This window comes from Pseudomonas sp. PA-4-8C, assembly GCF_021606625.1.
GTDB classification, from domain to species: Bacteria; Pseudomonadota; Gammaproteobacteria; order Pseudomonadales; family Pseudomonadaceae; genus Aquipseudomonas; species Aquipseudomonas lactis.
In genome coordinates this window covers 1-22591 of the sequence record NZ_WKCD01000070.1, presented here as the reverse complement: position 1 = coordinate 22591, position 22591 = coordinate 1, and the positions used below count along the sequence as shown (strand labels likewise).

The window sequence follows — 22591 nt, the reverse complement described above, 5'->3', positions numbered from 1 at the left end:
ATATCGACCTGGCGATGTCCGAGAACATCCTGATCATGACCATCGTCGGCGGCACCGGCTCGCTGTTCGGCTCACTGCTGGGCGCCGGCTCCATCGTGCTGCTGGGCGACTTTCTCTCCGACCTGTGGCCGCGTTGGCTGATGCTGCTGGGGGTGATCCTGATCCTGGTGGTGATCTTCATGCGCGGCGGGTTGTGGGGCGGCCTCGCGTCGCTGTTCGAGAAGGTGCGCGGCACGCGCAAACCCGTGGTCGTCGCCAAGGAGGACGGGCTATGAGTATCTTGCTGGAAACCCAAAACCTGGAGCTGGCCTACGGCGCGTTCCATGCGGTCAATGGCGTCAACCTCAAGGTTGAAGCCGGCACCATCCACACCATCATAGGCCCCAACGGCGCCGGCAAGACCAGCCTGTTCCATTGCCTCACGGGTGAGCGCCAGGCCACCGCTGGCGCGATTCATTTCGACGGCAAGAACCTGATGCGCACGCCCGCCCACAGCCGCGTCGGCCTGGGCATGGCGCGCTCGTTCCAACTCACCAGCCTGTTCCAGAACCTCAGCGTGCGCGAGAACCTGCGCTTGGCTGCACAGGGCCGCGACGGCGCGCGCGCCCTGAATTTCTGGCGCCGGGTAGACAGCAAGCGTGAACACCTGGAGATGGCCGACCAGGTGCTGGAGCGCCTGCAACTCACGGCCCGCGCCGACACCCTGGCCGGTGAGTTGTCCCACGGCCAGCAACGGGTGCTGGAGGTGGGCATGTCGATCTGCTCCAAACCCAAACTGTTGATGCTCGACGAGCCCACCTCGGGCATGGGCATCGACGATATCCCGATCATGACCCAACTGATCAGCGACCTTGGCCGCGACCATACGGTGCTGCTGATCGAACACAACATGAGCATCGTCATGTCCATCAGCCAGCGCATCACGGTGATGAGCCATGGGCAGATTCTGGTGGAAGGCACGCCGGAATTCGTGCGCGCCGATGAACGTGTGCGCACTGCCTATCTTGGGGAGGCTGCCTGATGCTGATCGTCGAGAATATCCATTCCTACTACGACAAAAGCCATGTGCTGGAGGGTGTGTCGCTGAGCGTCAACCCCGGCGAACTGGTGACCCTGCTCGGCCGTAACGGTGCCGGCAAGACCACCACCCTGCGCAGCATCCTCGGCATCATCTGCCCGCGCCAGGGCCAGATCCACTTCAACGGCCAGGCGCTGGTCGGGCAAAAGATCTTTGAAATTGCGCGCCAAGGCCTGGCGCTGGTACCGGAAAACCGCGGAATTTTCCGCCTGCTGACGGTGGAAGAAAACCTGCGCATCGCCGCCCGCAAGCACAGCCGCTGGCAACTGGAAGACGTATACGCCATGTTCCCGCGCCTCAAGGAGCGGCGCAAAAACGCCGGCCACGCGTTGTCCGGCGGCGAACAGCAGATGCTCGCCATCGCCCGCGCCCTGCTGAACGATCCCAAGCTGCTGATCCTCGACGAACCCACTGAAGGCCTGGCCCCTGTGATCGTTGACGAGCTGGTGAAGATCCTGCGCAAGGTCAAGGACGAGGGCCTGCCGGTGTTGCTGGTGGAACAGAACCTGATGGTCTGCGACAAGCTCGCCGACCGCCATTACGTGCTCGAACAGGGCCGCGTGGTGTACGAAGGCAGCGCCGCTGACTTCCGCGCCGACCCGAGCATCAAAAACCGTTACCTGGCCTTGAGTGCCTGAGTGGAGATTCCTGATGAACAGTCTTGCGCAACCGCTCCAGAGCAATGCCCCGCTGATCAACCGCGACCGCTTGTGGCAGTCGCTGATGGACCTGGCCCGGCTCGGCGCCACGGCCAAGGGCGGCGTGTGTCGCCTAGCCCTCACCGACCTGGACCGCCAGGCCCGCGACCTGTTTGTGCAGTGGTGCGAAGCCGCCGGGTGCAGCGTCAGTGTGGATGCCATCGGCAATATTTTCGCCCGGCGCCCTGGCCGCAACCCCGCCCTGCCCCCGGTGATGACCGGCAGCCATATCGACACCCAGCCCACCGGCGGCAAGTTCGACGGTTGCTACGGGGTAATGGCCGGGCTGGAAGTGATCCGCACGCTCAATGACTTGCAGATCGAAACCCAGGCGCCCATCGAAGTGGTGGTATGGACCAACGAAGAAGGCTCACGCTTCCCGCCGTGCATGATGGGCTCCGGGGTATTTGCCGGGAAGTTCGACCTGCAGGACACCCTCGACAAGCGCGACGACCAAGGCCTGTCGGTAGGCAGCGAATTGCAGCGCATCGGCTATGCCGGTTCGCGTGCGGTGCTGGGCCATCCGGTGGGCGCTTATTTCGAAGCGCATATCGAGCAAGGCCCGGTGCTGGAGGACCAGGCCATTACCCTGGGCGTGGTGATGGGCTGCCTGGGCCAGAAGTGGTTCGACCTGACCCTCACTGGCGTGGAGGCGCATGCGGGCCCTACACCCATGCACCTGCGCAAGGACGCCCTGGTGGGCGCTGCCGAGGTGGTCAGCGCGGTCAACCGTATCGCCCATCAGCATCAGCCTCACGCCTGCGGTACCGTCGGCTGCCTGAACCTGCACCCTGGCTCACGCAACGTGATCCCCGGCCAAGTAAACATGACCATCGACCTGCGTCACCTGCACGCCGACAAGCTGCAAGCCATGGTCGACGAAGTGCGTAGCGTGATCGAGGACTCCACTGCCCGCCACGGCTTGACGTTTGAACTGACGCCCACCGCCGACTTCCCGCCGCTGGACTTCCACCCGGCCTGCGTCAATGCCGTGCGTGAAGGTGCCAAGGCATTGGGCTTGAGCCATATGGACATCGTCAGCGGCGCCGGGCATGACGCGATCTTCGTCGCCGAACTGGGCCCGGCCGGGATGATCTTTGTGCCGTGCGAAGGCGGCATCAGCCATAACGAAATCGAAAACGCCGCGCCGGATGACCTGGCGGCGGGTTGCGCGGTGTTGCTGCGCGCCATGGTGAACGCGGCCCAGGGGGATCTGGCATGAGTGAGATTGGCCAACTGACAGCGGTGCAACTGTTGCAGCATTTTCGCGACAAAAGCTTGTCCCCCGTGGAGGTTACTGAAGATGCGCTGCTGCGCATCGAGCGCTACAACCCGGTGGTGAATGCCTACTGCCATGTCGACCCGCAAGGCGCACTGGACGCGGCGCGAGCGTCGGAACAGCGCTGGCTCAAAGGCGAACCTTGCGGCGCACTGGATGGCGTACCGGCGTCGATCAAAGACCTCACCTTGACGGTCGGCATGCCCACGCGCAAAGGCTCGCGCACCTCCAGTGCCGAGGGCCCATGGGACGTGGACGCGCCCTTTTCGGCCTTCATGCGCAAGGCCGGCGCTGTGCTGCTGGGCAAGACCACTACGCCGGAATTCGGCTGGAAAGGCGTGACCGACAACCCGCTGTACGGCATCACCCGCAACCCGTGGGACACGCGCACTACCGCCGGTGGTTCCTCCGGAGGCGCCGGTGCGGCAGCGGCGTTGAACCTGGGCGTGCTGCACCAGGGCAGCGACGCCGGTGGCTCGATCCGCATTCCCTGTGCGTTTACCGGCACCTTCGGGATCAAGCCAACCTTCGGCTATGTGCCGCAATGGCCGGCCAGTTCCATGACAATCCTGTCGCACCTGGGGCCGATGACGCGCACCGTGGAAGACAGCGTGCTGATGCTGCAAGCCGTGGCGCAGCCAGATGCGCGGGACGGCCTAATCGGCGCGCCAAGGACCACGCCCTGGCTCGCTCCAGGAGCGGACTTGAAGGGGTTGCGTATCGCCTATAGCCCCACGTTCGGCTATGTGAAAGTCGACCGGCAGGTCGCCAGCGTAGTTGCCCAGGCTGTGGAGGGCCTAGTGCAACTGGGCGCCCATGTCGAGCAGATCGACCCCGGTTTCAGCGACCCGCTGGAGGTGTTCAGCACCCTATGGGCTGCCGGCGCAGCACGCCTGACCGGCACGATGAGCGAGGCGCAAAGGCAACTTCTGGACCCAGGGCTGCTACGCATTGCACAACGGGGCGAGCGCTTGAGCCTGGATGATTTCAACGCAGCCCTGGAAGCCCGGGCGGCGCTGGTCGCACAGATGGCGGCTTTCCATGAGCATTACGATGTGCTGGTGTCACCGATGATGCCGATCACCGCGTTCGAAGCCGGGCACAACGTACCGCCGGGTTCGGGAATGACTGAGTGGATGGAATGGACGCCGTTCACCTACCCGTTCAACCTCACCCAGCAACCGGCGGCGTCAGTGCCCTGCGGGTTGGCGGCAAATGGCTTGCCAGTGGGCTTGCATGTGGTGGGCGCGCGGTTTGCCGATGAACAGGTACTTAGGGTGTGTCACGCGTATGCACAGGCATTCCCCACAGCGCACTTGCACACACCGAAAATCCCGACCTGAAATACCTACAACTGTGGGAGCTGGCTTGCCTGCGATAGCGCTGGTTCAATCAGCACATTGACCTCTGACACACCGCCGTCGCAGCTTCTACACAATTTTGTAGGTTGTAGCAGCCAACGGTAACCACGATGCGAAGCGAGCCGCTCTTGATCTGCTTTTGATCTTGATCTCAGGCGCCCCGTTAAACCACGCTGGCCGGAATTCGACAGGGATTTGGGGGGTAAACCGGCAGGGATGCCGGTTTAGCCGCCCCGCGCCATGGATGGCGCGTGGCGGCGGCCCCCCAAATCACTGGCGGATTACGGGCACACCGAGCCTAAGCGAGGTGCCGAGTGGTGGGGCAAGAGCGCTTTGCTTACTTTCGCGCTTTTCGAAAGTGAGCCGCCGTCAGGGCGGAACCCTAAGTGGCCGTTACCGCAGGAATGGATATGTACACAATCCAGCTGCATTGACTGTGAGGCCGTCTTCGCAGGCAAGCCAGCTCCCACAGTTGGATCGCGGGGTGCCGTCATCACAGGCAAGCCCCACATTTTGTCCCGTGTTGAATCAGGAACCGAGGCTGATGCCGTTGGCCGGCAACGGCAGCGCGGTTTTGTAGCGCACTTGCTTCAAGGCAAAACTGGAGCGAATGTTCGCCACCCCCGGCACCTTAGTCAAAAAATCCATCATGAAACGCTCCAGCGACTGAATCGTGGGCACCAACACGCGGATCAAATAGTCCGGGTCACCCGCCATCAGGTAACACTCCATCACCTCCGGTCGGTCCGAGATCGCCCCTTCAAATTGCTGCAGCGCCAGCTCGTTCTGTTTCTCCAGGCTCACATGGATGAACACATTCACGTGCAGCCCCAGCAAATCAGCGTCCAGCAGCGTGACCTGCTCCCGAATCAACCCCAGCTCTTCCATCGCCTTGACCCGGTTGAAACACGGCGTGGGCGACAAGTTGACCGAGCGGGCCAGGTCGGCATTGGTGATCCGGGCATTCTCCTGCAGGGCGTTGAGAATGCCGATATCGGTACGGTCCAGTTTGCGCATGAGACAAAATCACCTGTTTATTATGTTTATGCAGTTTTTTTATCCGCAAATAGCCGGCGACGCAATGAAACAGAGATAAATATTCTTCTACGCCACGCCTATGATTGTTGTAGGACAAGATTTCTTCTACCCGAAGACTGACTGTCAGCTAGCGCGCCCACTACAAGAAATTCACAAGATAGAGCGTAGAAAGCCATGACCCAGCCGTATGCACCGCTGCGCCTGCACGTTCCCGAACCCTCGGGCCGCCCAGGTTGCAAGACCGACTTCACCTACCTGCGTTTGACCGACGCCGGCCTGGTACGCAAACCCGCCATCGACGTAGAACCGGCCGACACCGCCGACCTGGCCAAGGGCCTGATCCGCGTGCTCGACGACCAGGGCCAGGCCCTTGGCCCGTGGGCCGAGGGTGTCTCCACCGAGATCATGCGCCGCGGCATGCGTGCGATGCTCAAGACGCGTATCTTCGACAACCGCATGGTGGTCGCCCAGCGTCAGAAAAAAATGTCGTTCTACATGCAAAGCCTTGGCGAAGAAGCCATCGGCAGCGCCCAGGCCCTGGCCTTGAATATCGACGACATGTGCTTCCCCACCTACCGCCAGCAAAGCATCCTGATGGCCCGCGACGTGCCGCTGGTAGACCTGATCTGCCAACTGCTGTCCAACGAGCGCGACCCGCTCAAGGGCCGCCAGTTGCCGATCATGTATTCGGTCAAGGAGGCGGGCTTCTTCACTATTTCCGGCAACCTCGCCACCCAATTCGTCCAGGGCGTGGGCTGGGGCATGGCCTCGGCGATCAAGGGCGATACCAAGATCGCCTCGGCCTGGATCGGCGACGGCGCCACCGCGGAATCGGACTTTCACACCGCCCTCACCTTCGCCCACGTGTACCGCGCGCCGGTGATCCTCAACGTGGTCAACAACCAGTGGGCCATCTCCACCTTCCAGGCCATCGCTGGCGGTGAAGCCACCACCTTCGCCGGACGCGGCGTCGGTTGCGGCATCGCCTCCCTGCGCGTGGACGGCAACGACTTTATCGCCGTGTACGCTGCCTCGGCCTGGGCTGCCGAGCGTGCGCGCCGCAACCTGGGGCCCACCCTGATCGAGTGGGTCACCTACCGCGCCGGCCCGCACTCCACCTCCGATGACCCATCCAAGTACCGTCCCGCCGACGACTGGAGCCACTTCCCCCTGGGCGACCCGATTGCCCGCCTCAAGCAGCACCTGATCAAGATTGGCCAGTGGTCCGAAGAGGAACACGCGGCGGTCAGTGCCGAGCTTGAAGCCGAAGTGGTCAAGGCGCAGAAGGAAGCCGAACAGTACGGCACCCTGGCCGGTGGCCAGATTCCAAGCGCCGCGACCATGTTCGAGGATGTCTATAAAGAGATGCCGGAGCACTTGAAGCGCCAGCGTCAAGAGCTGGGGGTGTGACATGAACGACCACAACAACAGTATTGAACTGGAAACCGCCATGACCACCACCACCATGACCATGATCCAGGCCCTGCGCTCGGCCATGGATGTGATGCTTGAACGTGACGATAACGTGGTGGTGTTCGGCCAGGACGTCGGCTACTTCGGCGGCGTGTTCCGTTGCACCGAAGGCTTGCAGACCAAGTACGGCAGCTCGCGGGTGTTTGACGCGCCCATCTCGGAAAGCGGCATCGTCGGTGTGGCCGTGGGCATGGGCGCCTATGGCTTGCGCCCGGTCGCCGAAATCCAGTTCGCCGACTACGTCTACCCCGCCACCGACCAGATCATTTCCGAGGCGGCGCGCCTGCGTTATCGCTCGGCCGGCCAGTTCACTGCGCCCTTGACCATGCGCATGCCCTGCGGTGGCGGCATCTACGGCGGCCAGACCCACAGCCAGAGTATCGAAGCGGTGTTCACCCAGGTTTGCGGCCTGCGCACAGTGATGCCGTCCAACCCCTATGACGCCAAGGGCCTGCTGATCGCCTCCATCGAGAACGATGACCCGGTGATCTTCCTCGAACCCAAGCGCCTGTATAACGGCCCCTTCGACGGCCACCACGACCGCCCGGTAACGCCGTGGTCCAAACACCCCCAAGCCCAGGTGCCGGACGGTTACTACACCGTGCCGCTGGACGTGGCCGCCATCGTGCGTCCGGGTTCGGCCGTGACCGTGCTGACCTACGGCACCACCGTATATGTGTCGCAAGTTGCCGCCGAAGAAACCGGCATCGACGCCGAGGTTATCGACCTGCGCAGCCTGTGGCCGCTGGACCTGGAGACCATCGTCAAGTCGGTGAAAAAGACCGGCCGTTGCGTGGTGGTGCATGAGGCCACGCGCACCTGCGGCTTTGGTGCCGAGTTGGTCTCGCTGGTGCAAGAGCATTGCTTCCACCACCTGGAAGCGCCGATCGAACGCGTCACCGGTTGGGACACCCCCTACCCGCACGCGCAGGAGTGGGCGTATTTCCCAGGGCCGTCCCGAGTGGGCGCGGCGTTGAAACGGGTCATGGAGGTCTGAATGGGCACGCACGTTATCAAGATGCCGGACATTGGCGAAGGCATCGCGGAAGTTGAACTGTCGGTATGGCATGTAAAGGTCGGCGACCTGGTGGTTGAAGACCAGGTGCTGGCGGATGTGATGACCGACAAGGCGATGGTGGATATTCCCTCGCCGGTCCATGGCAAGGTGATTTCTCTGGGCGGCGAGCCGGGTGAGGTCATGGCAGTGGGCAGTATTTTGATCAGCATTGAAGTGGAAGGCGCAGGCAATACCAAGGATGTGCCGGTGGCTGCCGAACCTGCGAAGGCCGCGCCTCCCGTGGCCGAAGCCAAACCGGTACAGGCGCCGGTAGAAAGCAAACCGGCTGCGGTGGTGAAAGCGCCGCAAGCTCCCGTGGCCCGTGAAGCCAGCGAACGCCCATTGGCCTCGCCCGCGGTGCGCAAACATGCACTGGATGCCGGGATTCAACTGCGCCTGGTGCAGGGCACCGGCCCGGCGGGCCGGATTCTGCATGAAGACCTGGAGGCTTACCTGCGCCAGGGCCCGGCGACGGGCGCCCGCACCGCCAACCCGTATGCCGAGCGTACTGACGAACACCAGATCCCGGTGATCGGCATGCGCCGCAAGATCGCCCAGCGCATGCAGGACGCCACCCGCCGCGCCGCGCATTTCAGCTACGTGGAAGAGATCGACGTCACCGCCCTGGACGAGTTGCGCGTGCACCTCAACGAGAAGTACGGTGCGACACGCGGCAAGCTGACCCTGCTGCCGTTTATCGTACGGGCCATGGTTGTCGCCTTGCGCGACTTCCCGCAGATCAACGCCCGTTACGACGACGAAGCCCAGGTCATCACGCGCCTTGGCGCCGTGCACGTGGGCGTCGCCACCCAGAGCGACGTGGGCCTGATGGTGCCGGTGGTGCGCCACGCCGAAGCTCGCAGCCTGTGGGGCACTGCCGAAGAAATCGCGCGTTTGGCCAACGCCGCACGTACAGGCAAGGCCAGCCGTGAAGAGCTGTCCGGTTCGACCATTACCCTGACCAGCCTCGGCGCCCTGGGCGGCATTGTCAGCACGCCAGTGCTGAACCTCCCGGAAGTGGCCATCGTCGGCGTCAACCGTATCGTTGAGCGGCCGATGGTGATCAAGGGTCAGATCGTGGTGCGCAAAATGATGAACCTCTCCAGCTCCTTCGATCACCGTGTGGTCGATGGCATGGACGCGGCGCAATTCATCCAGGCCATTCGCGGCCTGCTCGAACAACCCGCCAGCCTGTTCCTGGAGTAAGGGCATGACTCAGACATTGCATACCACGCTGCTGATTATCGGCGGCGGCCCTGGCGGTTATGTGGCGGCGATTCGCGCCGGCCAACTGGGCATCCCGACCATCCTGGTGGAAGGCCAGGCACTGGGCGGCACCTGCCTGAACATCGGCTGCATTCCCTCCAAGGCCCTGATTCATGTGGCCGAACAGTTCCAGCAAACCGTGCACCATAGCCAGGGCTCGCAACTGGGCATTGAAGTGGATGTACCGACCCTGGACATCCGCAAGAGCGTGGAATGGAAAGACGGCATCGTTGACCGCCTGACCACCGGCGTCGCCGCGCTGTTGAAGAAGCACAAGGTGCAGGTGATCCATGGCTGGGCCAAGGTCATCGACGGCAAGACTGTCGAGGTGGGCGAGCAGCGCATCCAGTGCGAACACCTGCTGCTGGCCACCGGTTCGAAGAGCGTCAACCTGCCGATGCTGCCGATTGGCGGGCCGATCATCTCCTCCACCGAAGCCCTGGCACCGACACACGTGCCCAAGCGCCTGATCGTGGTGGGCGGTGGTTATATCGGCCTGGAACTGGGAATTGCCTACCGCAAGCTCGGTGCCGACGTCAGTGTGGTCGAGGCCCAGGCCCACATCCTGCCGGCCTACGACGCCGAGCTGACCCTGCCGGTGGCTGAATCCCTGAAGAAACTCGGCGTGAAGCTGTACCTGGAACACAGCGTCACCGGTTTTACCGACGGCAAACTGCAAGTGCGTGCGCCCAGCGGCGACACCTTGGCACTGGACACCGACCAGGTGCTGGTAGCCGTAGGGCGCAAACCCAACACCCAGGGTTGGAACCTCGAAGCACTGAACCTGGACATGAACGGCGCGGCGATCAAGATCGACAGCCGCTGCCAGACCAGCATGCGCAACGTGTATGCCATTGGCGACCTCAGTGGCGAGCCGATGCTGGCGCACCGGGCCATGGCCCAGGGCGAAATGGTTGCCGAACTGATCAGCGGCAAAGCCCGCGAATTCAACCCGGCGGCGATACCCGCGGTGTGTTTTACCGACCCGGAACTGGTGGTGGTCGGCCAGACCCCGGACGAGGCCAAGGCGGCCGGCCTGGACTGCATCGTGTCGAGCTTCCCGTTCGCCGCCAATGGCCGGGCCATGACGCTGGAGTCCAAAGCCGGCTTCGTGCGGGTGGTGGCACGGCGCGACAATCACTTGATTGTTGGCTGGCAAGCGGTGGGGGCTGGGGTGTCCGAGCTGTCGACCGCGTTCGGCCTGAGCCTGGAAATGGGCGCGCGCCTGGAAGACGTAGCGGGCACCATCCATGCCCACCCGACCCTGGGTGAAGCGGTGCAGGAAGCGGCGTTGCGGGCGTTGGGGCACGCGTTGCACCTGTAAAACTGCGGCGTGGCCATCGCAGGCAAGCCAGCTCCCACACTTGAAATGCATTCCAATGTGGGAGCCGGGCTTGCCCGCGATAGCGGTGGATCAGCCAATGCAGAGGTTGAATGGTCCGCCGCCCAGCTCCCACACCGGCCAAGAATGCAGTATTGTTGCGCCCATCCAGAAAAAAATCCGACTTGACCAGAGATAGAGGGTGTCATGGGTAACGAGAGCATCAATTGGGACAAGCTGGGTTTTGACTACATCAAGACCGACAAGCGGTTTCTCCAGGTCTGGAAAAACGGCGAATGGCAAGCAGGCACCCTGACCGACGACAATGTGCTGCACATCAGCGAGGGCTCCACTGCCCTGCATTATGGCCAGCAATGCTTCGAGGGCCTGAAGGCCTACCGTTGCAAGGACGGTTCGATCAACCTGTTCCGCCCGGACCAGAACGCTGCCCGCATGCAGCGCAGCTGTGGCCGCCTGCTGATGCCACAAGTGCCGACCGACGCGTTCATCGACGCGTGCAAGCAAGTGGTCAAGGCCAACGAGCGCTTCATCCCGCCGTACGGCAGCGGCGGCGCGCTGTACCTGCGCCCGTTCGTGATCGGCACCGGTGACAACATCGGCGTGCGTACCGCGCCGGAGTTCATCTTCTCGGTGTTCTGCATCCCGGTCGGTGCCTACTTCAAGGGCGGCCTGGTGCCGCACAACTTCCAGATTTCCGGCTACGACCGCGCCGCGCCGCAAGGCACCGGTGCCGCCAAGGTCGGTGGCAACTACGCCGCCAGCCTGATGCCGGGTTCGGAAGCGAAGAAATCCGGCTTCGCCGACGCGATCTACCTGGACCCGATGACCCATTCGAAAATCGAAGAAGTCGGCTCGGCCAACTTCTTCGGGATCACCCACGACAACCAGTTCATCACGCCGAAGTCGCCTTCGGTATTGCCAGGCATCACCCGCCTGTCGCTGATCGAACTGGCCCAGACCCGCCTGGGCCTGGAAGTGGTCGAGGGCGAAGTGTTCATCGACAAGCTGGACCAATTCAAGGAAGCCGGCGCCTGCGGTACCGCTGCCGTGATCTCGCCTATCGGCGGCATCCAGTACAACGGCAAGCTGCACGTATTCCACAGCGAAACCGAAGTGGGCCCGATCACCCAGAAGCTCTACAAAGAACTGACCGGTGTGCAGACCGGTGATGTGGAAGCGCCAGCGGGTTGGATCGTCAAGGTCTAACAGCCACAAACTCCAGCGACACCACAAAAACTTGTGGGAGCTGGCTTGCCTGCGATAGCAAACTGTCAGCCAGCATATTGGCTACAGACCCACCGCTATCGCAGGCAAGCCAGCTCCCACACTGGTTTCTGCGCCTTCAAGAACGTGGCGCAATATTCTCTGCAATCTTCTTGCCCATACTGATCTTCAGCCCCACCCCATTCCCCCAGGGCCTCACAAAACCCTAAGTTGTCCAGCGGGACGCGGAGCGTCCCAGGCGGAACTCCCACACAGAGCGCGGGAACGATCAACTGTAAATGCATCCACCCTGTCAAGTTTGACAGTAGAGATGCGCAGGGATCGGGATTATAAATGCAGAGGCTGGATTCTCACCAAACCTCAAGGAGACACCTCATGGGCAGCTTTATTATTCACCTCACGACAGATGACTTCGAAGGTGACGCAAGCAAAGAAATATTGATGGAAGTACTGAATGCCCCCAACGATCCCGACCCTCTTCTGGTGTATGCCAGTTCCAGCGAGAAAAATGGTTTTTATGACCGTTCCTCAAGCCCGGGGGATGCCGACGGTGACGGCGATGTCGAAGGGGATATTGACGACAAGATCCTGTTTCTGAAATTGGCGAATGCTTTTGCGGCAATGAAAGGCTATACCGCGAAGCAGAAAAAAAAATAAGCGTAAGCCTCAAAGGTTAGACGGGTGATCAGAGTGCTGTCGGTCATCTACTTTGCCCTGGAATACACTCAACGATCCTCTTACCCATACTGATCCTCGGCTCCACCCCATACCCCAGCGCCTCATAAAACCCCACCACCGCGTCATTGCCGCCGGTGATCTGCAGGTTGATCTTCATGCAACCCAGCGCCGTCAACGCCTGTTCGGCATAGCGCACCAGCGACGATCCCAGGCCATGGCGCCGATAGTCGGTATGCACCGCCACCGAATACAACCAGCCACGATGGCCGTCATAGCCGGCGAGGATGGTACCGATCACAGCGTTGTTGTCGGTGGCAACAAAGAACAACCCGTCATTGACCGTCAGTTTCTTATCAATCGCCAGGCTCGGCAGGTTATGGGCCGTGTCATAGCCAAACGCCTGCTGCCATAACTCAATCACCTGGGCACGGTGCTGACGGTCGCGATACGGCCCGATGGGGTGGCGGGACAACAGCGCCTTTTCCATCACCAACGTGCGCTCGTTGCCGTGGTACACGTCACGCACGTTGTGAAAACCCAGCTTGGCGTAGAAGGCTTGCGCCGTCAGCGAGGACGGCACGCTCAAGACCGTCACGCCGGCTTCACGGGCGCGCAGTTCGATTTCGATCATCAATAGCCGGCCGATGCCCTGCCCTTGCAGTGCCGGGTTGACGAACACCGAGCGCACCACATTGCCATCCAGTGCCGCCGTAGCGACGATCAGTTGATCCTCCGTTGCCACTAGCACCACCCGCCGCTGGAGCAACGCCAGCACCGCGTCGGGGGTGAAGTTGCTGGCAACCCGCGCAATCACATCCGCGGGGTAATCACGCGCGTTGCTGCTGTGCAGCGCAGCCAGGATGACTTCACTGATGCCCTCGGCATCTGAGGGTTGGGCAAGGCGAACAGCGGTAGACATGGTTCCTCCTGGCTGACACAGCGATAACAAACACCACAATACCAATGTGGGAGCTGGCTTGCCTGCGATAGCGGTGTATCAGTCAGATTAATGGGGCTGACACACCGCTATCGCAGGCAAGCCAGCTCCCACAGTTTGATTGCATTTCAACTTGGCAGCCGATTCGGCTGCGCCACTCCCGTTTTCAGCTTTCTTGGCTGAGCCACCCCGCTGTTTCAGCCGGGATCCTTTCCCCACAACGCACAAAATAGCGGCACAAGATCCCCAACGGACCCGTGCCCCCATGCAAACCACCAACACCGTCCTGATGATCCGCCCGGCGCGCTTTGCCTTCAACCCGGATACCGCGATCAACAACCGTTTCCAACGCCCGCCGCTGGACCCGCTCAGTGCACAGCACAAAGCGCTGGAGGAGTTCGACGGTTATGTCGACACCCTGCGCCAGCACGGCGTGGAAGTGCTGGTGGTGCAGGACACGCTGGCGCCCCACACGCCCGACTCGATCTTCCCCAACAACTGGTGGAGCAGCCATGCCGACGGCAGCCTGGTGCTCTACCCCATGGAAGGCCAGAACCGCCGACTGGAGCGCAACAAGGGCGTGCTGCAAGTCCTGGAGCAACGCTTTTCGATCAACGCCACCATCGACCTCAGCCACCTGGAACAACAGAACATCTTCCTGGAAGGCACCGGCAGCATGGTGCTCGACCGCCAGCACCGCATCAGCTACGCCTGCCATTCGGGGCGCACCCACCATGCGGCGCTGCGCCAGTTTGCCGAGCGCCTCGACTACCAACTCTGCGTGTTCCACGCCCTGGACCGTCACCAGGCACCGATCTACCACAGCAACGTGATGATGAGCGTTGGCCGCGACCTCGCGGTGGTGTGCCTGCAAGCCCTGCCCGACGACAGCGAGCGCCTGGCCCTGGAACGCTCCCTGCGTGACACCGGCAAGGACATCCTCAGCCTGGACTTCGACCAGCTGGAAGCCTTCGCCGGCAACATGCTGGAAGTCCACGACCGCGACGGCCAGCCATTGCTGGTGATGTCCGCCAGTGCCTGGGGCGCCTTGTACCCGGCGCAGCGCCAGCATGTGGAGCGCCATACGCGGCCGGTGGTGGTGAATATCGACAACATCGAACGCATCGGCGGCGGCAGTGCCCGCTGCATGCTGGCCGAAGTGCATCTGCCGGCCCGTCCCTCATTTCAATAAGGAGTCTTGCCATGACCCGTTATATCGACGTCAACGACCTCAGCTACCTGGTATCGCAAAAGGCCTGCAAACCTGCATCTTCGAGATGGCCGACTACATTCGCGCCGACTACCTGCGCTGGCAGGATTTCGAAAAATGCGCGCGCCTGGCCAACCATTCACCGGATGGCGTGATCGAGCTGATGCCGGTGTCCGACGCCTCGCTGTACGCCTTCAAGTACGTCAACGGCCATCCGAAAAACACCCTGGCCGGCATGCTCACAGTGATGGCCTTTGGCGCCCTGGGCGATGTCGACACCGGCAAGCCGGTGCTGCTGGCCGAAATGACCCTGACCACCGCGATCCGCACCGCGGCCACCTCTGCCCTGGTAGCCCGCTACCTGGCGCGCGACAACAGCCGCAGCATGGCGTTGATCGGCAACGGCTCGCAAAGCGAGTTCCAGGCCCTGGCCTTCCACGCCATGCTCGGCATTACTGAAATCCGCCTGTTCGACATCGACGCCCAGGCCACCGCCAAGCTCGCCGCCAACCTCAAAGCGTTCCCGGCGATCAAGGTGATCCTGGCCGCCAGCGTCGCCGAGGCGGTCAAAGGCGCGGACATTGTCACCACCGTGACTGCGGACAAGGCCTACGCCACCATCCTGACTGACGAGATGATCGAGCCAGGCATGCACCTCAATGCCGTGGGCGGTGACTGCCCGGGCAAGACCGAGCTGGACCGCCGCATCGTCGAGCGCGCCCGGGTGATCGTCGAGTACGAACCGCAAAGCCGCATCGAAGGCGAAATCCAGCATATGCCGGAAGATTCGCCGGTCACCGAGCTGTGGCAAGTGATCAACGGCCAACAGCCGGGCCGCGAGAATGACCGCCAAATCACCCTGTTCGACTCAGTGGGTTTTGCCATCGAAGACTACTCGGCCCTGCGCTACGTACTGGACGTGGCCAAAGCCCTGGAAGTGGGCAGTGAGCTGGAGCTGGTGCCGGACCTGGCCGACCCGAAAAACCTGTTCGCACGCCTGGCCCAGCAACCTTTGGTACAGCATAAAAAGCGCGCTTGAAACCGCTCTGGCCTGCCGCTTTGCGCCCAGGGCAGGCCAGATTCTGCTGGGTTAAAAGCCGATTTTGCCGGTGTCACAGCCGATTCCGCTGCATTGCATGTTTTAACAGCGCAATTTGCGCTTTGCGCAGGGGGTAAACGACACAAAAAACGCACCATCATGAAGCATTCTCTGCTCCCAGTTATTCACTGCCCCTGACATCAATTACAAAATATAGGGACCGACACATGACTCCTCTGCGATCACTCTTCGCTGCGTTGCTGTTGCCACTGTGCGCCACCGCCGCCCACGCCCAGGACTGGAAAGAAATCCGGTTTGGCGTGTTCCCCGAATACCCGCCCTTCGAATCCGTCGCCGCCGATGGCAGCCTGCAAGGCTTCGATATCGAATTGGGCAACGCCATCTGCGCCAAGCTCGAAGTGAAATGCACCTGGGTGCACAACGAATTCGACGGCATGATCCCGGCCCTGCGTGCGCGCAAGTTCGACGCGATCATGTCTTCCATGGCCGTGACCCCGGCCCGCGAGAAAGTCATCGACTTCACTGACCGGCTGTTCCTCAGCCCCACCTCGGTGATCACCCGCAAAAACGCCACCTTCGGTGACACCCCCGAGTCGCTGAACGGCAAGCAGGTCGGCGTGCTGCAAGGCTCGTTGCAGGAAGCCTATGCCCGCGCGCACCTGGCCAAGCTCGGTGCACAGATCAAGGCGTACCAGTCCCAGGAACAGAACTATGCCGACCTGCAAAATGGCCGCCTCGACGCCACCCTGACGGACAAGCTCGAAGCCCAGCTCAACTTCCTGTCCAAACCCGAAGGCGCCGACTTCAAGACCGGCCCGGCCTTCAAGGACCCAACCCTGCCCCTGGACATCGCCATGGGCCTGCGCAAGAACGACCAGGCTCTGCGTGAGCTGATCAACAAGGGCATAGCCGCCGTCCAGGCCGATGGCACCTACGCCAAGATCCAGAAGAAATACTTTGGCGATCAGGACATCTACAACGAGTAACCGGCAACCCGTGCCCATGTGGGAGCGGGCTTGCCCGCGATAGCCGTGGTTCAGGCACCCATGCCGTGACCGCACCACCGCGATCGCAGGCAAGCCAGCTCCCACAATAAATACGTGCGCTCCTTCGAGATTTCCCCATGAACGACCTCCTCAACCTGCAAGGCTACGGCCCGATGCTGGCCCAGGGTGCCTGGATGACGCTCAAGCTGGCGTTCCTCGCCCTGGCTCTGAGCCTTACCCTGGGCCTGGTCGCCGCTGGCGCCAAACTCTCCAGCGCCAAATGGCTGCGTGTGCCGGCCACGCTCTACACCACGTTGATCCGCAGCGTGCCGGACCTGGTGCTGATCCTGCTGATCTTTTACAGCCTGCAACTGTGGCTCAACGACCTGACCGAAGCGTTCGGCTGGAACTACGTTGAAATCGACCCGTTTACCGCCGGGGTGGTCACCCTGGGGTTTATCTACGGGGCGTATTTCACCGAGAACTTCCGGGGCGCGATCCTCAGTGTGCCGGCCGGCCAACTGGAAGCCGCCACCGCCTACGGCCTGAGCCGCTGGCAGCGCTTTCACCTGGTGCTGTTCCCGCAACTGATGCGCTTTGCCCTGCCGGGCCTGGGCAATAACTGGCTGGTGCTGCTCAAGTCCACGGCGCTGGTGTCGATCATCGGCCTGTCAGACCTGGTCAAGGCCGCGCAGAACGCTGGCAAGTCCACGAGTGAGCCGCTGTACTTCCTGATCCTCGCGGGCCTGGTGTACCTGGTGATTACCACTCTCTCCAACCGCATCTTCAAGCGCCTGGAACGGCGCTATAACCTGGGCATCAAGGGGATGGCGCGATGATCGAACTGTTCCAGCAATACGGCCTGGCCTACCTGTTCAGCGATGGCAGCGGTGTGTCCGGTGTTGCCATGACCTTGTGGCTGTTCATTATCTCGGTGGTGCTCGGCTTCGGCCTGTCGATCCCCCTGGCGCTGGCACGCGTGTCAGAGCATTTCTGGCTGCGCTGGCCGGTGGAGGTCTACACCTACCTGTTCCGCGGTACGCCGCTGTATATCCAACTGCTGATTTGCTACACCGGGCTGTACAGCCTGGAGGTGGTGCAGGACAACGCCTTGCTCAACCAGTTTTTCCGCAATGCGCTGAACTGCACGCTGTTGGCGTTTGTGCTCAACACCTGCGCCTACACCGTGGAAATTTTCGCCGGGGCGATCCGCAACATTCCCCATGGCGAGATCGAAGCGGCACGCGCCTATGGCCTGCACGGCTGGCGGCTGAACCTGTTTGTGATCGTGCCCGCCGCCTTGCGTCGTGCCCTGCCGGCCTACAGCAATGAAATGATCCTGATGCTGCACGCCACGTCGCTGGCGTTCACCGCCACCGTCGCCGACATCCTCAAGGTCGCCCGCGATGCGAATGCCGAGACGTTCCTGACCTTCCAGGCTTTCGGCATCGCCGCCCTGCTCTACATGCTGCTGTCCTTTGCACTGGTGGGCCTGTTCAGGCTGGCCGAACGTCGCTGGATGCGCTTTCTTGTTCCTACCCGAGGCTAACTCATGAATCAGTCCGCGCAGGCCCTGGCCGCTTATCCAATGGATGTACCCGTCGGCAACACCGCCACGGCGGCCATCAAGCTGCAAGTCGAAGGTATCCATAAACGCTACGGCGAACACGAAGTGCTCAAGGGCGTGTCCCTCAACGCACGCCAGGGCGATGTGATCAGCTTGATCGGCGCCAGCGGTTCGGGCAAAAGCACGATGCTGCGGTGCATCAACTTTCTGGAACAGCCTGACGCCGGGGTGATCACCCTGGACGGTATCAGCATCGAAATGCAACCAGGCCGCGCCGGCACCCGTGCGCCCCACCAGGCGCAACTGCAAAACCTGCGTACGCGCCTGGCCATGGTGTTCCAGCACTTCAACCTGTGGAGCCACATGACCGTGCTGGAAAACATCACCATGGCCCCGCGCCGGGTGCTGAACGTGAGCGCCGCCGAAGCCGAGAAGCGTGCGCGGCTGTACCTGGACAAGGTCGGCCTGCCGAGCCGCGTGGCGGACCAATATCCGGCGTTCCTGTCCGGTGGCCAGCAGCAGCGCGTGGCCATTGCGCGCGCGCTGGCAATGGAACCGGAGATTATCCTGTTCGATGAACCCACCTCGGCCCTGGACCCGGAACTTGTAGGAGAAGTGCTCAAAGTCATACAGACGTTGGCCGAGGAAGGTCGTACCATGCTGATGGTCACCCACGAAATGGGCTTTGCCCGCCAGGTGTCCAGCCAAGTGCTGTTCCTGCACCAGGGCCGAGTAGAGGAACACGGCGGCGCCGAGATCCTCGACCATCCCACCAGCGAACGCTTGCAGCAATTTCTTTCCAACCGTTTGAAGTGAACTCATGGATACCAAGGCCAACGGACCCCATTCTTCCCCTACGCTGGATCGCATCGACGAAGCGATCATCGACGTACTCAGACATCAGGGGCGTATCACCTACGAAAAGCTCTCGTCGCTGGTGCACCTCACCCCCAGGCCCTGCCTGGAACGGGTGCGCAAACTGGAGCGACGCGGGGTGATCCGTGGGTATGGGGCGATCATCGATGTGCAGATGGTCTCACCGGGGCTGTCGCTGCTGGTGCTGGTGGCCTTGTCCAACCAAAGCGGGCGCTCGGCGCAAAAGGCCTTCGAAGCCTGCGTCAAAGCCTGCCCGCAGGTGTTCGAATGCCAGTTGATCAGCGGGCCGTTCGACTACAGCCTGCGCATGCGCTGCCGCGACATGGAGCATTACCGGGTGCTGACCGAGACCTGGTTGAACAATGATGAGTTGCACATTGATAAGTTGGTGGCGCATCCGGAGTTGGCGGTGGTCAAGAACACCGCGACCGAACTGGCCTGATCCAGCTGGCTCGTTCCAACGCTCTGCGTGGGAATGCATCCAATGACGCTCCGCGTCACAACTTCAAGAGCAGACGCGGAGCGTCCAGGGTGGCATTCCCACGCAGAGCGTGGGAACGATCAACCGAACTGGCCTGATCCAGCTAGCTCGTTCCCACGCTCTGCGTGGGAATGCATCCAATGACGCTCCGCGTCACAAAACTTCAAGAGCAGACGCGGAGCGTCCAGGGTGGCATTCCCACGCAGAGCGTGGGAACGATCATTCACCCCTGCCCACTTAATATTCTTTTGCCTGGCTTGGCACCCACCAGCTTCGCCTGCCCATCTTTCTGCTTGCCCGTGCGGGCTTCACTGATCAGCCCCGGAATCAACTTGCCCTCCGGCAAATTCTTCCAGAAGCGGCTGGGCAAATGCCCTTCCATCACTTTGGGATTGAGCCGCGCCGGGTTGAAGATGTGGCTGTAGTAGGTCAGCCACATGGCGCTGTGGGGATCTTCAACATTCTGTGCCAGTTGCTGCCAGGCCTCGGGGCACCGGCGCTGATGAATCAGTTGTTCGCCGTCGTAGTACACCCCGTCCAGGGGCGTGGCGATCATCCAGCGGTGGCGGCCCATGCGCCCGACAAAGTGCTCGCTGGCGCTCTTGAGAATGTCATGGGCCGGCTCATGCCAGGCCACGTACTCCGGCAGTTCCGGCCCGGCCCCGGCCGGCAGCGCGATGAAGCGCACAAACGCGTGCAAGTGGTGGGCCTCCCGGCTGACTTGCTTGATGCGCCGTTGCAACTCGCTGCCAAGCTTGTCCCCTGCCAGCATGGCCGTGCGATCACCATGGCTGACCCGCCACAGCACTTCATACAGCAGGCTCCAGCGCTGATCACCGTGATAACAGGCAGCGGACTCCAGTAATTGCAACAACGCCTTGGGTATGCGCGCCTGAAACGGCCCCATCCCTGGTGGGATCGGTTGATCGGTAGCAAACAGGTCTGCCGCCTGCATCTGGCCCCAGCTCACCTGGCTAGGGTCGACCTGATGGCTGAGCAACCAGCGTGCCTGTTCGCGCCAAGTGCTGAACAGGTTGTCGCATTCCAGGCTGATCATCCCCACAGCCCCATCTGTTGCGGCTGCGGGCGATCACGCAGTTGTTCACGCAGCAACACACTGGTGCTGTCGGCCTGTTGCGGGTGGTAGTCGCTGGTGATGAAAAACGGCTTGGCCTTGGCCAACACGCAGCGCATGCGCGCCAGGTCTTCGAAGCGGATCTTGCGTTCACGGCGCAGGTCGACCAGGCGCTGGGTGGTGCGCAGGCCGATGCCGGGGATACGTGCGATCAGGGTGGGCTCGGCGCGGTTCAGGTCCAGGGGGAACACCTCGCGGTGCTCCAGGGCCCAGGCCAGCTTGGGGTCGATATCCAGTGCCAGGTCACCGGGGCCGGCGAACAGCTCATTGGCGCGGAAACCGTAACTGCGCAACAGGAAATCAGCCTGGTACAAGCGGTGCTCGCGCATCAGCGGCGGCGCGGCTAAAGGCACGCTTTTCGGGCTGTTGGGAATGGGGCTGAATGCCGAGTAATACACACGGCGCAGCTTGAAATTGCCGTACAACGCCTCGGCACCGTGCAGGATGGTGCTGTCGTCGGTGTCATCGGCGCCGACGATCATCTGCGTGCTCTGCCCGGCCGGGGCGAAACGAGGCGCGCGGGGTTCATTGAGCACCGTCTGCTCGCCGGTGTAGATGGTCTGCATGGCCTGCTTGATCGAGCCGATCTGCTTCTCGGGCGCCAGGGTTTGCAGGCTGGCGTCGGTGGGCAGTTCGATGTTCACGCTGAGGCGATCGGCATAACGGCCGGCCTCGGCGATCAGGGCCGGGTCGGCATCGGGGATGGTCTTGAGGTGGATATAACCGCGAAAGTCATGCTCTTCGCGCAGCAGCTTGGCGACCCGCACCAGTTGCTCCATGGTGTAGTCCGACGAACGGATGATGCCGGAACTGAGGAACAGCCCGCTGACGCAATTGCGCTTGTAGAAATCCAGGGTCAGAGTGACCACCTCCTCGGGGCTGAAGCGCGCACGGGGCACGTCGCTGGAGCGGCGGTTGACACAGTATTGGCAGTCGTAGAGGCAGAAGTTGGTGAGCAACACCTTGAGCAATGACACACAACGGCCATCAGGCGTGTAGCTGTGGCAGATGCCCATGCCATTGGTGGAACCCAGCCCCGCCTTGCCCTCGGAACTGCGCTTGGGCGCACCACTGCTGGCGCAGGACGCGTCGTACTTGGCGGCGTCGGCGAGGATGCTGAGTTTTTCGATCAACTGCATGGAAGGCTACCGATACTGGTTTTTTGTACAGTACCAATAGCCACACCTTGTCACAAGTGCCGTCTGTAGGAGCGAGCTTGCTCGCGAAGAAGGCAAGAGCGCCGCGTTCATTCAGATGAGGCGCGTTATCGTTGACGTTCTTCGCGAGCAAGCTCGCTCCTACAGGGGATCGGTCAGCTGGCAGTAGCCAGGAGCAAGTCCTGCACCGAACGTCCTTTGTCGCGGTTTCGATCGTGCTCATACAACGATGCCGCAATCTCATCCGCCCGAATCGGCAGCACCGACAGCAAGGTATCGCTCAAGCCATGGCTGGCCTGGCTGAAGCCCTGGATGTAGATGCCGGCCTTGCAGCGTTCGTCGGTGACGATGCGGTAGTCGCGGGCCACTTCGAAGTCGCCCATGTAGGCCTCCAGCGGCGCCAGCAGTTCACGGTGCATCTGGCGCTCGTAGCCGGTGGCCAGGATTACCGCGTCGTAATGGTTGAGGCTGGTTTCGCCGGTGGCGCTATTGCGCAGGGCCAGTTCGATACCCAGCGGGCCTGGGGTGGCTTTCTCTACCACGGTGAGGGTGCGGAACGCCTGGCGGGCGATGCCGGAGACTTTCTGGCGGTAGAAAATCCCGTAGATGCGCTCGATCAGGTCCAGGTCCACCACCGAGTAGTTGGTGTTCTGGTACTCGGCGACCAAACGCTCACGCTCGGCACCGA

The 22591-nt window shown here is 62.0% G+C and carries 21 protein-coding genes and 2 pseudogenes; 18 read left to right on the top strand and 5 right to left on the bottom strand.

Annotated features, from left to right (window positions below; translation table 11 throughout):
- The 5 genes and pseudogenes from GIW04_RS13560 to GIW04_RS13540 all read left to right on the top strand — a co-directional run.
- Positions 1 to 275 (top strand): annotated as a pseudogene (locus GIW04_RS13560) (branched-chain amino acid ABC transporter permease); the annotation flags it as partial.
- Positions 272 to 1021, top strand: a complete 750-nt coding sequence (locus GIW04_RS13555) for an ABC transporter ATP-binding protein (protein ID WP_120248870.1) — start codon at positions 272 to 274, stop codon at positions 1019 to 1021. The pseudogene GIW04_RS13560 and the gene GIW04_RS13555, both read left to right, overlap by 4 nt.
- A complete protein-coding gene (locus GIW04_RS13550) occupies positions 1021 to 1716 on the top strand; it encodes an ABC transporter ATP-binding protein (protein ID WP_044274693.1) in 696 nt (231 codons plus the stop codon). The genes GIW04_RS13555 and GIW04_RS13550 overlap by 1 nt, the downstream gene beginning before the upstream one ends.
- Before the next feature lie 13 nt (positions 1717 to 1729).
- Positions 1730 to 2998 carry a Zn-dependent hydrolase gene (locus GIW04_RS13545; RefSeq protein WP_120248871.1) on the top strand — a complete coding sequence of 423 codons (1269 nt, stop codon included), beginning with the start codon at positions 1730 to 1732 and terminating at the stop codon, positions 2996 to 2998.
- On the top strand, positions 2995 to 4398 hold the full coding sequence (locus GIW04_RS13540) for an amidase (RefSeq protein WP_120248872.1): 1404 nt from the start codon (positions 2995 to 2997) through the stop codon (positions 4396 to 4398). Before GIW04_RS13545 ends, GIW04_RS13540 begins: the two co-directional genes overlap by 4 nt.
- 546 nt (positions 4399 to 4944) lie before the next feature.
- On the opposite strand, the gene bkdR is transcribed toward GIW04_RS13540, so the two are convergent.
- Positions 4945 to 5433, bottom strand: coding sequence for a Bkd operon transcriptional regulator BkdR (bkdR, locus tag GIW04_RS13535; protein ID WP_003174877.1), 489 nt, complete (start codon positions 5431 to 5433; stop codon positions 4945 to 4947).
- Between the two features lie 195 nt (positions 5434 to 5628).
- Between bkdR and GIW04_RS13530 the strand changes: the two genes are divergently transcribed.
- The 6 genes from GIW04_RS13530 (at position 5629) to GIW04_RS13505 (ending at position 12473) form a co-directional block, all read left to right on the top strand.
- A complete protein-coding gene (locus tag GIW04_RS13530) occupies positions 5629 to 6864 on the top strand; it encodes a 3-methyl-2-oxobutanoate dehydrogenase (2-methylpropanoyl-transferring) subunit alpha (protein ID WP_003192305.1) in 1236 nt (411 codons plus the stop codon).
- 1 nt (position 6865) lies between these two features.
- Positions 6866 to 7924, top strand: a complete 1059-nt coding sequence (locus tag GIW04_RS13525) for an alpha-ketoacid dehydrogenase subunit beta (RefSeq protein WP_005789444.1) — start codon at positions 6866 to 6868, stop codon at positions 7922 to 7924.
- Positions 7925 to 9190: a dihydrolipoamide acetyltransferase family protein gene (locus GIW04_RS13520; protein ID WP_120248863.1), complete on the top strand. Its 1266-nt coding sequence runs from the start codon at positions 7925 to 7927 to the stop codon at positions 9188 to 9190. It abuts the gene before it with no gap.
- 4 nt (positions 9191 to 9194) lie between these two features.
- Entirely contained in the window at positions 9195 to 10574 is a 1380-nt protein-coding gene (lpdA, locus tag GIW04_RS13515) for a dihydrolipoyl dehydrogenase (RefSeq protein WP_057711227.1), read from the top strand.
- Between the two features lie 204 nt (positions 10575 to 10778).
- The gene (locus GIW04_RS13510; RefSeq protein WP_003192309.1) at positions 10779 to 11798 is read left to right on the top strand and encodes a branched-chain amino acid aminotransferase; all 1020 of its coding nucleotides are present in this window, start codon (positions 10779 to 10781) and stop codon (positions 11796 to 11798) included.
- 393 nt (positions 11799 to 12191) lie between these two features.
- On the top strand, positions 12192 to 12473 hold the full coding sequence (locus GIW04_RS13505) for a hypothetical protein (RefSeq protein ID WP_034134286.1): 282 nt from the start codon (positions 12192 to 12194) through the stop codon (positions 12471 to 12473).
- A 43-nt stretch (positions 12474 to 12516) separates the two neighbouring features.
- Here the strand turns inward: GIW04_RS13505 and GIW04_RS13500 are convergent, their stop codons facing one another.
- Entirely contained in the window at positions 12517 to 13413 is an 897-nt protein-coding gene (locus tag GIW04_RS13500) for a GNAT family acetyltransferase (protein ID WP_080765526.1), read from the bottom strand.
- A gap of 283 nt (positions 13414 to 13696) precedes the next feature.
- Between GIW04_RS13500 and ctlX the strand changes: the two genes are divergently transcribed.
- The 7 genes and pseudogenes from ctlX (at position 13697) to GIW04_RS13465 (ending at position 19572) form a co-directional block, all read left to right on the top strand.
- Positions 13697 to 14623 (top strand): citrulline utilization hydrolase CtlX, encoded by a 927-nt coding sequence (gene ctlX, locus GIW04_RS13495; protein ID WP_034134285.1) that lies wholly within the window; start codon positions 13697 to 13699, stop codon positions 14621 to 14623.
- 11 nt (positions 14624 to 14634) lie between these two features.
- Positions 14635 to 15680 (top strand): annotated as a pseudogene (locus tag GIW04_RS13490) (ornithine cyclodeaminase).
- Positions 15681 to 15907: 227 nt separating this feature from the next.
- Positions 15908 to 16687 (top strand): ABC transporter substrate-binding protein, encoded by a 780-nt coding sequence (locus GIW04_RS13485; protein ID WP_003192314.1) that lies wholly within the window; start codon positions 15908 to 15910, stop codon positions 16685 to 16687.
- A gap of 137 nt (positions 16688 to 16824) precedes the next feature.
- A complete protein-coding gene (locus GIW04_RS13480; protein ID WP_003192315.1) occupies positions 16825 to 17526 on the top strand; it encodes an ABC transporter permease in 702 nt (233 codons plus the stop codon).
- Positions 17523 to 18236 carry an ABC transporter permease gene (locus GIW04_RS13475; RefSeq protein WP_003192316.1) on the top strand — a complete coding sequence of 238 codons (714 nt, stop codon included), beginning with the start codon at positions 17523 to 17525 and terminating at the stop codon, positions 18234 to 18236. Before GIW04_RS13480 ends, GIW04_RS13475 begins: the two co-directional genes overlap by 4 nt.
- A gap of 3 nt (positions 18237 to 18239) precedes the next feature.
- Entirely contained in the window at positions 18240 to 19070 is an 831-nt protein-coding gene (locus GIW04_RS13470; RefSeq protein WP_003192318.1) for an ABC transporter ATP-binding protein, read from the top strand.
- Positions 19071 to 19074: 4 nt separating this feature from the next.
- Complete coding sequence (locus GIW04_RS13465) at positions 19075 to 19572, top strand: Lrp/AsnC family transcriptional regulator (RefSeq protein ID WP_003192319.1); 498 nt, start codon at positions 19075 to 19077, stop codon at positions 19570 to 19572.
- A gap of 262 nt (positions 19573 to 19834) precedes the next feature.
- Here GIW04_RS13465 and GIW04_RS13460 read toward each other — a convergent pair whose 3' ends face one another.
- From GIW04_RS13460 to GIW04_RS13445, 3 genes are all read right to left on the bottom strand, one after another.
- Positions 19835 to 20668: a TIGR03915 family putative DNA repair protein gene (locus GIW04_RS13460; RefSeq protein WP_003192320.1), complete on the bottom strand. Its 834-nt coding sequence runs from the start codon at positions 20666 to 20668 to the stop codon at positions 19835 to 19837.
- Complete coding sequence (locus GIW04_RS13455) at positions 20665 to 21885, bottom strand: putative DNA modification/repair radical SAM protein (protein ID WP_003192321.1); 1221 nt, start codon at positions 21883 to 21885, stop codon at positions 20665 to 20667. The genes GIW04_RS13460 and GIW04_RS13455 overlap by 4 nt, the downstream gene beginning before the upstream one ends.
- A gap of 173 nt (positions 21886 to 22058) precedes the next feature.
- A partial coding sequence (locus GIW04_RS13445) for a SidA/IucD/PvdA family monooxygenase (protein WP_236479004.1) occupies positions 22059 to 22591 on the bottom strand: 533 nt, incomplete at its 5' end.

Excerpts from the sequence above, each read along its gene's own strand:
- ctlX (WP_034134285.1), top strand. The coding sequence starts at position 13,697 with ATGCAAACCACCAACACCGTCCTGATGATCCGCCCGGCGCGCTTTGCC.
- GIW04_RS13510 (WP_003192309.1), top strand. The coding sequence starts at position 10,779 with ATGGGTAACGAGAGCATCAATTGGGACAAGCTGGGTTTTGACTACATC.
- GIW04_RS13540 (WP_120248872.1), top strand. The coding sequence starts at position 2,995 with ATGAGTGAGATTGGCCAACTGACAGCGGTGCAACTGTTGCAGCATTTT.
- GIW04_RS13525 (WP_005789444.1), top strand. The coding sequence starts at position 6,866 with ATGAACGACCACAACAACAGTATTGAACTGGAAACCGCCATGACCACC.
- GIW04_RS13470 (WP_003192318.1), top strand. The coding sequence starts at position 18,240 with ATGAATCAGTCCGCGCAGGCCCTGGCCGCTTATCCAATGGATGTACCC.
- GIW04_RS13555 (WP_120248870.1), top strand. The coding sequence starts at position 272 with ATGAGTATCTTGCTGGAAACCCAAAACCTGGAGCTGGCCTACGGCGCG.
- GIW04_RS13475 (WP_003192316.1), top strand. The coding sequence starts at position 17,523 with ATGATCGAACTGTTCCAGCAATACGGCCTGGCCTACCTGTTCAGCGAT.
- GIW04_RS13545 (WP_120248871.1), top strand. The coding sequence starts at position 1,730 with ATGAACAGTCTTGCGCAACCGCTCCAGAGCAATGCCCCGCTGATCAAC.
- GIW04_RS13480 (WP_003192315.1), top strand. The coding sequence starts at position 16,825 with ATGAACGACCTCCTCAACCTGCAAGGCTACGGCCCGATGCTGGCCCAG.
- GIW04_RS13460 (WP_003192320.1), bottom strand. The coding sequence starts at position 20,668 with ATGATCAGCCTGGAATGCGACAACCTGTTCAGCACTTGGCGCGAACAG.
- GIW04_RS13465 (WP_003192319.1), top strand. The coding sequence starts at position 19,075 with ATGGATACCAAGGCCAACGGACCCCATTCTTCCCCTACGCTGGATCGC.
- GIW04_RS13505 (WP_034134286.1), top strand. The coding sequence starts at position 12,192 with ATGGGCAGCTTTATTATTCACCTCACGACAGATGACTTCGAAGGTGAC.
- GIW04_RS13455 (WP_003192321.1), bottom strand. The coding sequence starts at position 21,885 with ATGCAGTTGATCGAAAAACTCAGCATCCTCGCCGACGCCGCCAAGTAC.
- GIW04_RS13485 (WP_003192314.1), top strand. The coding sequence starts at position 15,908 with ATGACTCCTCTGCGATCACTCTTCGCTGCGTTGCTGTTGCCACTGTGC.
- lpdA (WP_057711227.1), top strand. The coding sequence starts at position 9,195 with ATGACTCAGACATTGCATACCACGCTGCTGATTATCGGCGGCGGCCCT.
- GIW04_RS13520 (WP_120248863.1), top strand. The coding sequence starts at position 7,925 with ATGGGCACGCACGTTATCAAGATGCCGGACATTGGCGAAGGCATCGCG.
- bkdR (WP_003174877.1), bottom strand. The coding sequence starts at position 5,433 with ATGCGCAAACTGGACCGTACCGATATCGGCATTCTCAACGCCCTGCAG.
- GIW04_RS13500 (WP_080765526.1), bottom strand. The coding sequence starts at position 13,413 with ATGTCTACCGCTGTTCGCCTTGCCCAACCCTCAGATGCCGAGGGCATC.
- GIW04_RS13530 (WP_003192305.1), top strand. The coding sequence starts at position 5,629 with ATGACCCAGCCGTATGCACCGCTGCGCCTGCACGTTCCCGAACCCTCG.
- GIW04_RS13550 (WP_044274693.1), top strand. The coding sequence starts at position 1,021 with ATGCTGATCGTCGAGAATATCCATTCCTACTACGACAAAAGCCATGTG.